General features: G+C 73.8%; 13 protein-coding genes. 6 read left to right on the top strand and 7 right to left on the bottom strand.

What is annotated here, in order from left to right; genetic code table 11:
* Positions 1-45 precede the first annotated feature (45 nt).
* Entirely contained in the window at positions 46-426 is a 381-nt protein-coding gene (gene trxA / locus NT8_RS23855) for a thioredoxin (protein WP_067973960.1), read from the bottom strand.
* 194 nt (positions 427-620) lie between these two features.
* On the opposite strand from trxA, the gene NT8_RS23850 reads away from it, so the two are divergent.
* Positions 621-995, top strand: a complete 375-nt coding sequence (locus tag NT8_RS23850; RefSeq protein WP_067973958.1) for a YidH family protein — start codon at positions 621-623, stop codon at positions 993-995.
* Positions 992-1,351: a DUF202 domain-containing protein gene (locus tag NT8_RS23845; RefSeq protein ID WP_067973956.1), complete on the top strand. Its 360-nt coding sequence runs from the start codon at positions 992-994 to the stop codon at positions 1,349-1,351. Before NT8_RS23850 ends, NT8_RS23845 begins: the two co-directional genes overlap by 4 nt.
* A gap of 56 nt (positions 1,352-1,407) precedes the next feature.
* Here NT8_RS23845 and NT8_RS23840 read toward each other — a convergent pair whose 3' ends face one another.
* The 3 genes from NT8_RS23840 to NT8_RS23830 all read right to left on the bottom strand — a co-directional run bounded on the left by NT8_RS23840 (position 1,408) and on the right by NT8_RS23830 (position 4,003).
* Positions 1,408-2,397, bottom strand: a complete 990-nt coding sequence (locus NT8_RS23840) for an NAD-dependent epimerase/dehydratase family protein (protein WP_067973953.1) — start codon at positions 2,395-2,397, stop codon at positions 1,408-1,410.
* A gap of 65 nt (positions 2,398-2,462) precedes the next feature.
* The gene (locus NT8_RS23835; protein ID WP_067973950.1) at positions 2,463-3,176 is read right to left on the bottom strand and encodes a PIG-L deacetylase family protein; all 714 of its coding nucleotides are present in this window, start codon (positions 3,174-3,176) and stop codon (positions 2,463-2,465) included.
* Positions 3,177-3,259: 83 nt separating this feature from the next.
* The gene (locus tag NT8_RS23830) at positions 3,260-4,003 is read right to left on the bottom strand and encodes a WbqC family protein (RefSeq protein ID WP_067973944.1); all 744 of its coding nucleotides are present in this window, start codon (positions 4,001-4,003) and stop codon (positions 3,260-3,262) included.
* 355 nt (positions 4,004-4,358) lie between these two features.
* On the opposite strand from NT8_RS23830, the gene NT8_RS23825 reads away from it, so the two are divergent.
* Both NT8_RS23825 and NT8_RS23820 read left to right on the top strand, forming a co-directional pair.
* A complete protein-coding gene (locus tag NT8_RS23825) occupies positions 4,359-5,894 on the top strand; it encodes a glycosyltransferase (protein ID WP_067973941.1) in 1,536 nt (511 codons plus the stop codon).
* A 155-nt stretch (positions 5,895-6,049) separates the two neighbouring features.
* The gene (locus NT8_RS23820; RefSeq protein ID WP_067973939.1) at positions 6,050-6,457 is read left to right on the top strand and encodes a DUF3817 domain-containing protein; all 408 of its coding nucleotides are present in this window, start codon (positions 6,050-6,052) and stop codon (positions 6,455-6,457) included.
* 133 nt (positions 6,458-6,590) lie between these two features.
* On the opposite strand, the gene NT8_RS23815 is transcribed toward NT8_RS23820, so the two are convergent.
* On the bottom strand, positions 6,591-7,223 hold the full coding sequence (locus NT8_RS23815) for a TetR family transcriptional regulator (protein ID WP_084469228.1): 633 nt from the start codon (positions 7,221-7,223) through the stop codon (positions 6,591-6,593).
* Between the two features lie 26 nt (positions 7,224-7,249).
* Here NT8_RS23815 and NT8_RS23810 point away from each other — a divergent pair, with 26 nt between their 5' ends.
* A complete protein-coding gene (locus tag NT8_RS23810; RefSeq protein WP_067973933.1) occupies positions 7,250-8,476 on the top strand; it encodes an amidohydrolase family protein in 1,227 nt (408 codons plus the stop codon).
* 66 nt (positions 8,477-8,542) lie between these two features.
* Here NT8_RS23810 and NT8_RS23805 read toward each other — a convergent pair whose 3' ends face one another.
* Both NT8_RS23805 and NT8_RS23800 read right to left on the bottom strand, forming a co-directional pair.
* Entirely contained in the window at positions 8,543-9,379 is an 837-nt protein-coding gene (locus NT8_RS23805; protein ID WP_084469227.1) for an SURF1 family protein, read from the bottom strand.
* 413 nt (positions 9,380-9,792) lie between these two features.
* Complete coding sequence (locus tag NT8_RS23800; RefSeq protein WP_067973930.1) at positions 9,793-10,542, bottom strand: MarR family transcriptional regulator; 750 nt, start codon at positions 10,540-10,542, stop codon at positions 9,793-9,795.
* Positions 10,543-10,785: 243 nt separating this feature from the next.
* Between NT8_RS23800 and NT8_RS23795 the strand changes: the two genes are divergently transcribed.
* Entirely contained in the window at positions 10,786-11,454 is a 669-nt protein-coding gene (locus NT8_RS23795) for a DUF4097 family beta strand repeat-containing protein (protein WP_067973926.1), read from the top strand.
* Positions 11,455-11,576: the final 122 nt, after the last annotated feature.

Here is an 11,576-nt window from a genome sequence, read left to right as displayed (position 1 = left end):
CCCGCCGGGCCCGGCGGCGGGGGCGGCCGCCCCCGCCGCCGCGGCTCACTCGGCCGTGGCGCCGTCGGCCTGCTGCTTGGCGATCTCCTTGCGGACCTCGTCCATGTCCAGCGCGCGCGCCTGGGAGATCAGGTCCTCCAGCCCCTCCTTGGGCAGCGCGCCCGGCTGGGCGTAGATGACGGTCTTGTCGCGCACGACCATGAGCGTGGGGATCGAGGAGATCTCGAAGCTGGCGGCGAGCTCCTGCTGGTCCTCGGTGTCGACCTTGGCGAACACCAGGTCGCTGTGGGTCTCCGACGCGCTCTCGAACACCGGGGCGAACTGCCGGCACGGGCCGCACCACGACGCCCAGAAGTCGATGAGAACGAACTCGTTCTCGGTCAGGGTCTCGTTGAAGTTTTCCTTGGTGAGCTCGATGGTGGCCACGGAGTCTCCTGATCACGGTCGGTGGATTGCTGCCTCGTAGAGCGGTCGTGCCCGCTGATTTGTTCCGCAAGCGTCGCCGGCGGCGGAAGTCGCCCCGATGGGGGCGCTCCCCGGTGAAACACCCCCCGTCCTACCGGCTTGGGCGGAAAAGATCGACTTCACTAGGGTCGGAAGGGGCGAGGGAAGGGGGAGCCATGGCAGCGGAGGTGTCCGGTCCGGCGGGCGGCGCCGGGAAGCCGCGCGGGCGCGAGCCCGACTACCGCTTCACCCTCGCCAACGAGCGCACGTTCCTGGCGTGGATCCGCACGGCGCTCGCCCTGGTGGCGGGCGCGGTGGCGGTGCTGCACCTGGTGCCGCTGGACTGGCGGCCCGGCGCCCGGCTGACCGTGGGGCTCGCGCTGACCGCGCTGGCGGCCGTCATCACCGTCTACGCCCCGGTGCGCTGGTTCCGGGTGCAGCAGGCCATGCGCGAGGACCTGCCGCTGCCGGTGAGCGCGCTGCCGGTCATCACCACCGTGGGGGTCGCTGTCGTGTGCGCGGCGGTGCTGCTCGGGAACTACTGGCCGTGACCCCCGGCCGCGACCCCGGGCTGCAACCCGAACGGACCCTGCTGGCGTGGCAGCGCACGCTCATCGTCGTCGTCGCCGTCGCGCTGCTGTACCTGCGCGACCCGTTCACCGGCGGGCCCGGGGCGGCGGGCCCCGGCCCGCTGTACCGGATGGGCTGCGTGCTGGCGGTGGCGGCCGTCGCGGGCGTGCTGATGGCGCACCTGCGCCGCCGCTGGCGGGCCACCGCGCACGGCCGCCACGACGACGCCACGGGGTTCCCCCCGGCGCCGGTGGCCCGCCCGTGGGCGCTGGTGCTGCTGAGCGCGGGCACCCTCGCGCTGGCAGCGGCGGTCGCGGCGGGAGCCGTCGCGGGGTAGGCGCGGGAGGCGCGGCGGTCCCGCGGCGCGCCGGGGGCGCGCCGCGGGGCCGGGCGTCAGGCGGTGGCCAGCGGGGCGCCGGCGGGGGTGGACCGCCGCGCGTCGACGATCGCCCGGATGACGTCGTCCAGGCGGTGCCGCGGCGTGTAGCCGATCAGGTCGCGGGCGCGCGTGGTGTCGGGCATGCGCCGCCGCATGTCCTCGTAGCCCTCGCCGTAGGCGTCGGCGTAGGACACGTGGCGGATGGTGCTGGTGGAGCCGGTGAGGGCGATGACGCGCTCGGCGAGGCCGCGGATGGTGACCTCCTCGGCGCCGCCGAGGTTGACCGCCGTGCCGTAGGCGCCGGGGGTGTCCATGAGCCGGACCACCGCCGGGACGACGTCGGACACCGAGCCGAAGCAGCGCCGCTGGTCGCCGTCGCCGTAGACGGTGATGGGCTCCCCGGCCAGCGCCTGGTCGACGAAGCGGGGGACCACCATCCCGTAGCGGCCGCTCTGGCGGGGGCCGACGATGTTGAAGAAGCGGGTGATCACGCACGGCAGCCCGGACTGCCGGGCGTACACGTAGCCGACCAGTTCGTCCAGGCCCTTCGCGGCGGCGTAGGACCAGCGGCTCTTGAGCGGGGAGCCGAGGACGCGGTCGGCCTCCTCGGTGAGGCCGTCGGCGTCGTTCTTGCCGTAGACCTCGCTGGTGGACGCGATGAGGAAGCGGGCGCCGCGGGCCGCGGCGGCGGCCACGACGTTCTCGGTGCCGTGCAGGTTGGTGTGCAGCGACTCCAGCGGGTGGTCCACGATGGTGTGGACGCCGACCGCGGCCGCCAGGTGGAACACGGTGTCGCACTCGGCGACCACGTCGCCGACGAGGCCCTGGTCCAGGATCGACCCCGTCACCAGGGTGAACGCGGGGTCGTCCATAAGCTGGTCGAGGTTGGACCGGCTTCCGGTGGACAGGTCGTCGAGCGCGACGACCTCGTGTCCGTGGGCGATGAGGTGGTCGCACAGGTGCGACCCGATGAACCCGGCTCCGCCGGTCACAACGGCCTTCAACGTCGCTTCCCCTCCCAGGGTCGGTGGTGTGCGGACGTGCCGCGCGGTGCGGCGGGGGTCGGCGCTCAGGCCAGCCAGCGCAGGACGTGGTAGCCCTCCGCGAGCGCGGACCCGCCCTGCATGCCGCGCAGGACGGCCAGGCTCCGCAGCGTCTGCTCGGAGCGCGTGTGGGGGTGGTCGTGGATCTGGGTGCCGTACAGCCGCATGCCGTCGACCTTGGCGGCGAGGTCCTGCTCGGTGAGGTCGACGAGCAGGTTCGGCGGGGTGGTGGCCTCGTGGCGCCACTGGTCGGCCGCCTCCTCGTAGGCGAGGACCAGCGGCGGGTGGTGGCGGAGCCGGGCGTTGGACGGCCGCAGGGCGGTGTGGGCGGCCTCGGCCGCCGCCTGGTGGTCCTGGTTGTAGCTGGTGCGGTGCGGGGCGCAGACGACCGTGGGCCGCAGCGTGTCGATCGACAGCGGGCTGTGCCGCTCGATGGCCCCCACCAGCTCGAAGCGGGGCATCCGGTCGAGCTTGAGGTGGTAGTCGTCGCCGGGGAAGGCGATGTGCCAGTCGTCCCAGCGGAAGTGGTCGGCGACCTCCTTGATCTCGGCGTAGCGCTCGACGGCGGTCGAGAACCCCCGCTCGGAGTGGTCGGCCGTGTCGCCCACGGTGAGGAACTGGACGTACACCTCGGCGCCGGCCGCCTTGGCCTTGCTGATCAGGCCGCCGCAGCCCAGGGTCTCGTCGTCGGGGTGCGGGGCGAGGATCAGGATGCGCTGCTGGGACCAGTCGATCGTCATGCCACCTCCTAGGCGTCGGGGGAGTGCGCGCGCCGGCCGGGGCGGACGGCGCGCGCGGCCGGTGCGGAACGCGCCGCACCGCGTCAGGGGCGGTCGCCGGCCTCGGAGGGCGGGCCGGCCGCGGTCCCGGAGCGGGCCGCGCGCAGCAGGCGCAGGCCATCGGGTCCGGTGTTGAGGAGCAGGTCCAGCGCCGCCATGCGGGGCAGGAAGTCGCGGCCCGCGCGGGCGTGCTGCGGGTAGCGCGGGTGGCGGAAGTCCTGCCACTCGACCTCGACGCCGTAGCCGCGGAGCAGGTCGGTGTCGAGGTAGTCGCGGGCGCCGTCGCCGGAGAGCATGGTGGTGGCGCCGACCTTGGCGCAGATCTGGGCGAGGAGTTCGCTCTTGCTGCCGGGGAACGTGCCCAGCGTGCTCGCCCGCACCAGCGGGGTGGTGATGCCGAACCCGTCGAGGACGAGGCGGGTGGAGGCCAGCGCGGCGTCGGCGAGGCGCTCCCAGCGGGTGGCGTAGAAGGCGGTGATCGGCTCGCGGAACTCCCGCCAGAACGGGGCGCGTGCGTAGCACTGTTCCGTCAGTGTCCTCAGGTGCTTTTCTCGCCAGTTCTGATTATTATTGACGACTTTGTCCGTAATCCGGGTTGTGATTTCCCCGCGGACGACCGGAATCGTGAGAAGGATCGGACCGCTCGCCGCGGCGACGTAGTTCCGGTTCTGCCACCCGTTCCGCGCGTATTGGACCTGGTCGAGAACGACCAGCAGGTCGCTCCGGTCGATCTTGTCGATCAGGCCGAGCCACGGCAGATAATGCGGCTGGTGCAGGGCGACGCGCACTGCGGTTCCTCTCCGTGTCCGGGCCGCTGCGCGCCGCCGCGGGCGGGGGCGCGGGCGGTCGGCCCAGGTCGGGGCCGCCCGCCGGGCCGGTGGGGGATGACATCGGGGCCGGCGTTCGACGGAGCAGAGCGGTCGCGTTCGCGGACCGTCGGACGGAATCGGGGGAATCCGCTCCCGGCCGTCCTGCCGGTATTGCATCAACGGCCCCCAGTCACCGCAAGTCCGGGCATACGATTCTGCTGGCCAAATTAGGTCGCCAAGGCGGGTGAACTTCCGGCGGAGGAGAAACGTCAGCATATTGCTGTCTATGTCGGTTACCGCCGGTCCGAAAACACACCTCCTGGAGGCATCCCCCGTGCGTACCGCGCGATTCATCGGAAGCTGGCTCGGCGGACTCCTCGCCCTGGTGACGGTGGTCGGCGTCGCCACCGCGTGGCTGCGCTACGCCCTCGGGGCCGGCGGCCCCGGCGCCTCGCCGCTGTTCCTCTGGCTCGCCGTCGGCGGCAACCTCATCGCCTGGTCCGCCATCGGGCTCCTCCGCCTCGGTGACGACACGGTGCGCGCCCTCGCCACCCGGCGCACCGGCCGCGCCCGCCCGGCCGTTCCCGCCGGTCCCGCCCCCGCCGGGGGCGGGGCGCGGGTGCTGGTGCGCGCCGCTGCGGCGGCCGACGGCGCCGCCGCACCCGGCCCCGCGGCGGCCCTCGACACCCCGCCCGCGCCCGCCGGCCCGCCGGCGGCGCCCGCCCCCGCCGCCGACCACGCCCCCGCCACGCTCGCGGTCGTCATCCCCGCGCACAACGAGGAGCCGGTGATCGACGGCGCCATCGCCTCGGCGCTGCGGCTGTTCAACCGGTGGGACATCTACGTGGTCTCCGACAGCTCCCACGACGCCACCGCCGACATCGCCGCCCGCACCCGGGTGAACGTGCTGGAACTGCTCACCAACCGCGGCAAGGCCGGCGCGATCGAGGCCGTGATCGCGGAATTCGACCTGACCGAAAACTATGACGGAGTGGTGATCCTCGACGCCGACACCGAACTCCACGCCGGCTACGTCGAGGGCGTCCGCCGGCAGCTGCGCGACCCCGACGTGGCGGCGGTCGCCGGGTTCGTGGTCGCGGAGTGGACGCCCCGGCAACGCACCGTCATCGGCCGGCTCATTTCGGCCTACCGCGACCGCCTGTACTGGCTGCTGCAGTACCTGCTCCGGTTCGGCCAGACCTGGCGGTTCACCAGCGTGTCGTTCATCGTCCCCGGCTTCGCCAGCACCTACCGCAGCAGCGTGCTGCGCCGGCTCGACATCAACCCCAAGGGGCTGGTGATCGAGGACTTCAACATGACCTTCGAGGTGCACCACAAGCGGCTCGGCCGCATCGCGATGAGCCCCGACACCAAGGCGTACAGCCAGGACCCGTTCAACCTCGGCGACTACGTCAAGCAGGTGCGGCGCTGGAGCCTCGGGTTCTGGCAGACCGTCCGCCGCCACGGCGTCTGGCCGAGCCTGTTCTGGTTCGCCCTGTTCTTCTACATCCTGGAGGTGGTGGTCGTCGCCCTGGTGCTGCTCGCCACCGTCGCGCTCGGCGTGTTCGCCCTGCTGCCCGAGGTCACCGGGGGCGCGGTCCTCGCGTGGGCGCCCTATGCCGCCGGGCACGCCGCCGTCACCTCGGTCCTGCCGCTCACCGCGATCGCCGTCGGCCTCTTCGTCCCCGACTACCTGCTCACCTGCGTGCTCGCCGTCGCGCGGCGCCGCCCCGGCTACCTCGTCTACGGGCTGTTCTTCCTGCCCCTCCGGATCACCGACGCCTGCCTGACCCTGCGCACCATCCCCCAGGCGTGGACCGCGCGCTCCGACGGCCGCTGGCAGAGCCCCACCCGCAAGGCGACGCGCTGACCGGCGGCGACACCCGCCCCGGCGCCGCCGACCGGTGTGACCCGACCCGCATGAGGAGCGCTCCGGGGGGCGCTTAGGCTCGGAGGGAGAGCACACCCGGCGGCGGCGCCCGCGCGCCCGCCGGGCCCCGTCGACGCGACCCCCGAGGTGACCCTGTGGAGAAGAAGCGGCTGCCCTTCACGCTGTACCGCGTGCTGGCCTACGTCACGGGGATCTTCCTGCTGGTCCTCACGTTCGTGGCGATGCCCGCGAAGTACCTGATCGGGGAGACCGCCCGGTTCTCGCTCATGGCCGCTCCGGCCGGGATGGAGCGCTGGTTCGGCGACGACTCCGCGCTGATGGCCCCGGTCGCGATCCCGCACGGCTACATCTACATGGCCTACGTGCTCGTGGTCCTGTGGCTCGCCATGGACCGCCGCTGGGGCGCGGGCCGCACCGTGCTGGTGGCCGCGGCGGGCACCCTGCCGTTCGTCGGGCTCATCCTGGAGCACCGCCTCACCCGCGAGGAGCGGGCCGCCGCACCGTCGCGGCCCGCCACCGGGGCCTCCGCGCCGGGCGCCTAACCGGCGTCCGGCCCGCGGCCGGACGACCGGGGGCATCGGCGGCCCCACGCGGCCCCGGAGGGCCGTGGGTCGGCGCGGCGGAAAGGCGTACGCCCCGCCCGGCCCGCCCGCGGCCGGCCGGGGCCGCCGCCGCTCAGGCGGCGCCCTCGGTCTCGGGGAACGCGCCGTTCAGGATCGCCTCGGCGAGGGGCCGCGCCTCATCGGCCGGGGAGAACAGGTCGGGGCAGGCCAGCCACGTCGCGGCCGCCCCATTGGCGGCGGAGACGATCGCCAGGGCCGCGGAGCGTGCCCGCGGCGGGGAGGCGGGTCCGTCCCCGGCGCCGGTGCCGCCGCGCGCGAGCAGCTCGGTGAGCCGCGCGAGCCAGAGGTCCATGGCGCGCCGCTTGTCGTGCAGACCCGTCGCCAGCTCGGGGAAGTCCCCGCCCTGCGACGTCAGGCGGAACACCGTGCGGAGCACGGGGTCGCGCTCCAAGGCGACGAAGAACGCCACGAGGAACCGGCGGATGCGCTCGCGCGGCTCGACGCCTTCCTCGTCGAGGTGGGCCCAGACCGGCCCGGCGGCCTGGGCCCAGTTCTCGTTGATCGCGGCGAGGAACAACTCGCCCTTGTCGGCGAAATGGTGGTACACCGCGCCGCGCGTGAGTCCCGCCCGGGTGGCGATCGCGCCGAGCGTCGCCGCCGCGTACCCCCGCTCGCCGAAGACCTCCAGTGCGGCGGTGAGCACGGCCCGGCGGGTGCGCGCGGCTTCGGCAGGAGAACGTCTCATGGCTCCATTATGTTATACATACACGAATGTATGACGAAGAGAAGCGCCTCATCATCCGCGACGCGCGCGTGTTCACCGGCGACACCCTCCTGCCCCGGGCCGACGTGGCCGTCGCGGACGGCCTGATCACCCGGGTCGGCACGGACCCGGTGCCCGCCGGTCCCGGCACCGAGGTCGTCGACGGCCGCGGCCGCACGCTGCTGCCCGGCCTCATCGACGCCCACGCCCACGTCTTCCCCGGCAGCCTGGAGCAGGCCCTGGCCTTCGGCGTGACGACGGTTCTGGACCTGATGTCCGACCCCGTGATGATCGCCGGGCTGCGCGCCCGCGCGGCGGGCGACGCCGCCATGGCCGACGTCCGCAGCGCCGGAACCGCGGCCACCGTCCCCGGCGGCTACGGCGCCTACCTCGTGGACATGGGCTACCTGCCGCCGTTCCCCACCCTCACCGAGCCCGAGCAGGCCGAGGCGTTCGTCGCCGACCGGTTGGCGGAGGGGTCGGATTTCGTCAAGATCCTGATCGACGACGGCTCCAGCACCGGCATGCCGCTCCCGCGCCTGCGCGAGGAGACGGTCGCGGCCCTCGTCGGCCACACCCACACCCGGGGCCGGCTCGCCATCGCGCACGTGCTCAGCGCCGACGACGCCCGCCTGGCGGCACGGGCGGGCGCCGACGTCCTCGCCCACCTGTTCGTCGACCGCCACGCCGACGCCGACCTCCCGCACCTGCTCGCCGAGGGTGGCACGGCGGTGATCCCCACGCTCGCCGTCCTCGACGGCCTGTTCGGCCGGCTCCACGGGCCGGACCTGCTGTCCGACCCCCGCGTCGCCCCCCACCTGGACGACGCCTCCCGGCAGATGCTCTCCTTCGGGGCCGTCCCGCTCGGCGAACAGGCCCGCTATGACCTGGACGTCCCTGTCCGTACCGTCGGCATGCTCCGTGAGGCGGGCGTCACCATCCTCGCCGGGAGCGACGCCTCCAACAGCGACACCGCCCACGGTGCCACCCTCCATGTGGAGCTGGAGCTGCTCGTGCGGGCCGGGCTCACCCCGATGGAGGCGCTCACGGCCGCGACCAGCGCCCCGGCCGACTGCTTCGGTCTGCCCGGACGCGGCCGTATCCGCCCGGGACACCAGGCCGACCTCCTCCTGGTCCGGGGCGACCCCACCAGCGATATCACCGCTACGCTCGACATCGCGGCCATCTGGCGCAAGGGCCGGCGCTTCCGGCGCCCGGGGCGGGCGGCCACCTGACGGGGCCCGGACCGGCGGCAGCGGGCGCGGCGGGGTGGCCGCCCGCAGGCCAGGGGGGAGCCGACCCTACGCGGAGCCGCCGCCGCGCACCGCCTCCAGGCCGCCGTCGGCTCCGCCGGACGCCGGCCCTTCCGGCCCCTCCCCGCCGCCGGTCGCGGCCGCGGACTCGCGTCGGATCAGCGAGCCCCAGAAGACGAGCACCGCGCCCCCGAACACCACCCACTGCACGGCGTAGCTCAGGCTGCGCCAGTTCCACTGGATGCCCTGCGGCGGCTCGGGCGGCGGTACCAGGCGCGGCGCCGCCGGCCCCTCGGTGCCGTCGGCCGGGGTCTGCTCGCCCAGGATCAGGTAGCCCTCGTAGAGCCGGTACGGCCACGCGTTCACCAGCAGCGACGGCGCGATGCGCTCGATCTGGCCGTCGGGGACGTCGACCGCGACGTAGCCGTCCTCCTCCTTCTGCGGCGACATCAGCCAGCCGGTGGCCTCGACCTCGCCCTCGGGCAGCGGGGCGAGGTCGTCGACCGCGTCGGCCTCCTCCGCCGGCACCCAGCCGCGGCTCACCGCCAGCGCGGTGCCGTCGCCGGTGACCAGCGGGACCACCACGTGGTAGCCCTCGTCGCCCTCGGGCGACAGCGCGGGCGCCAGCAGCGGCGCGTCGGCGTAGGTGCCGGTGGCGGTCACCGCGGTGTTCGCCTCGGCCTCGGCCATGTAGGCGCCGGGTTCCAGCACGGAGTCGAGCGGGACGGCGGCGCCGAGGTCCTCGACGGGGCTGGTGATGGCGTCGCGCTCGGGTTCCTGGGCACGCAGGTACTGCCAGTAGCCCAGGCCGAAGCAGGTGACGGCGGCGAGGACGGCCAGCAGGTGGATGCCGAGCCAGCGGGGTCGCAGAAGCGGGAAGCGCACCCATCCAGGCTATGTCCGGCCCGGCGCCGCGCTCCCCTGGCCCCGGTTTGGCGCGAGCCGTCCCGACTTGGCACGCCATGGACCCCGGAATGGCCATCACTTTAAGTAATTCCCCGTGACGGAGGGTTGTTATGACTGGTGTCCATGGGTAATCTCTGTACCAGCGCGAGAGAGAAATAGCGCGCTTCGCGAGCTTTCAGGTCGCGACTCCAGGGGGGAGGAGTCTGCGACCGTTCCCGAGCGAGGGCCGCCACCGTGATTTTTGAGGGGGGACACGGTGGCGGCCCTCGCGCTTTCGCGTGCGGGGGTACCCGCCCAGGTCACCGTCCCGCCCCCGACCCCCGGCCCGCCTATCCGGCCTGCTGATACTCGTCTGATACCTGCGCCGCCCGGCGGGGCCGCGCGGCGGGTGGTCAGGGGCGGTCGGGCTCGGGGGTGCGGTCCGCGGGCGCCTCGGGGGCCACGTAGAGGATGTCGCGGGCCTGCTCGGCGGCGCGGATGATGCTCTCGCCCACGAAGTCCATGAAGCGGGCGATGTTCTCCAGGCGGACGGCGGCCGGGGTGCCGGGGCCGAGGATGCCGACGCCCTCCCGCGCGGTCGCGACCAGTTGGGCGTGCGACCGGGCCGAGGCGATCATCGACTGGTACCAGACGTCGTTGTCGGCGACGTAGCGCTCGCGGCGGCGCTCGTCGCGCTCCCGGCGGATGAGGCCCTGGCCCTCCAGGAACGAGACCGCCTTGGAGATGGACGCCGGGCTGACCTGGAGGCGCTGGACGAGTTCGCCGGCGGTGAGGCTCCCGGCGTCGGTGGTGTAGAGGGCCACCAGCACCCGGGCGGTCATCTTGGGCAGGCCGCTCTGCATGAGGATGGTGGTGAAGTTCTCCTCGTACTCGCGCATGGCCTCGGGGTCGCGCCCTTCGGCCTGCGGGGGTGCCGCCGGCCCCTTGGGCGCGGCCCGCCGGCGCTGGTGGGTGCGCCGTTCGGCGGCGCGCTGGGCGAGGTCGGCGCGGTAGGAGGTGGGGCCGCCGTTGCGCATCACCTCGCGGGTGACCGTCGAGGTGGGGCGGTCGAGCCCCCGGGCGATCTCCGCGTAGGCGAGGCCGTCGGCCAGCCCCAGCGCGATCCGCTGGCGTTCCTGCTGTGTGAGCCTGCCTCCCGGCATGGAGGTCCCTCCCCGTGTGGACGATGCCGCCAGCATAGCGTTCGAAACTCACCGGATGCAACGGACGCCGCATCGACGTTGCGTTAGATATGCGCACGATGCAACGATCTTCATCCTCTGAACTGCGTATATGCCACTCTTGCGCAATGAGTGTGTTGCAAGAATTAGGAAAGCAACGTAGCTTTTCCATTGTCAGAAACAAGCGGGCCGCACGGTCCGCACCCGCAGGCCGAGGAGACACCGATGCACACCTTCACCACCCCCGACCCGATCGCCACCGTCCTCGACATCCCCGCCGGCCGCGTCCGCTTCATCGCCGCCGACCGGTCCGACACCACGGTGGAGGTCCTGCCGGCCGACGCCTCCAGCGGCCGCGACGCCAAGGCCGCCGCCCGGATCGAGGTCGCCTACGGCGACGGCGTTCTGTGGGTCCGGGCCGCGGAGCCCGAGAAGCGCATCCTGGGCCACTCCGGCTCCGTCGAGGTGACCGTCCAACTGCCCTCGGGCTCCAGCGTCGAGGCCACGGCGGCCGCCGCCGAACTGCGGGGCGTGGGGCGGCTCGGCGACGTGGCCTTCGAGGGCGCGCAGGCCACGGTCAAGCTCGACGAGGCCGGCAGCACCCGCCTCAACCTCCAGGCCGGCGACGTCACGGTCGGCCGCCTGGGCGGGACCGCCGAGATCAGCACCCGCAAGGGCGACATCGACGTCACCGAGGCGGTGCGCGGCTCCCTCACGCTGCGCACCGAGCACGGCCGGATCTCCGTCGCCGCCGCCCGGGGGGCCTCCGCCACTCTGGACGCGGGCACCTCCTTCGGCCGGGTCCACAACTCGCTCCAGAACACCGGCGGCACCCCGGACCTGGAGATCCACGCGACGACCTCCTACGGCGACATCACCGCCCGCGCCCTGTGACCCGCCCGGCGGCCGCACCGCGCGGCAGCGGGCGCGGCGGCGATGGGCGGCGGCCCACCGCCCCACCGCATCCGCCCCCGGTCCCGCCCTCCCAAGGGGCGGGACCGCGGCGGCCCCCGCCC

This window comes from Nocardiopsis trehalosi NBRC 14201 (genome assembly GCF_001552555.1).
GTDB lineage: Bacteria > Actinomycetota > Actinomycetes > Streptosporangiales > Streptosporangiaceae > Nocardiopsis_B > Nocardiopsis_B trehalosi.
The sequence above is the reverse complement of the archived record's forward strand: the minus strand, read 5'-3'. Positions and strand labels throughout refer to the sequence as shown.

Coding starts and splice junctions, on each gene's coding strand:
- NT8_RS23815 (WP_084469228.1), bottom strand. CDS start 7,223: ATGAGACGTTCTCCTGCCGAAGCCGCGCGCACCCGCCGGGCCGTGCTC.
- NT8_RS23850 (WP_067973958.1), top strand. CDS start 621: ATGGCAGCGGAGGTGTCCGGTCCGGCGGGCGGCGCCGGGAAGCCGCGC.
- NT8_RS23800 (WP_067973930.1), bottom strand. CDS start 10,542: ATGCCGGGAGGCAGGCTCACACAGCAGGAACGCCAGCGGATCGCGCTG.
- NT8_RS23795 (WP_067973926.1), top strand. CDS start 10,786: ATGCACACCTTCACCACCCCCGACCCGATCGCCACCGTCCTCGACATC.
- NT8_RS23835 (WP_067973950.1), bottom strand. CDS start 3,176: ATGACGATCGACTGGTCCCAGCAGCGCATCCTGATCCTCGCCCCGCAC.
- NT8_RS23810 (WP_067973933.1), top strand. CDS start 7,250: ATGTATGACGAAGAGAAGCGCCTCATCATCCGCGACGCGCGCGTGTTC.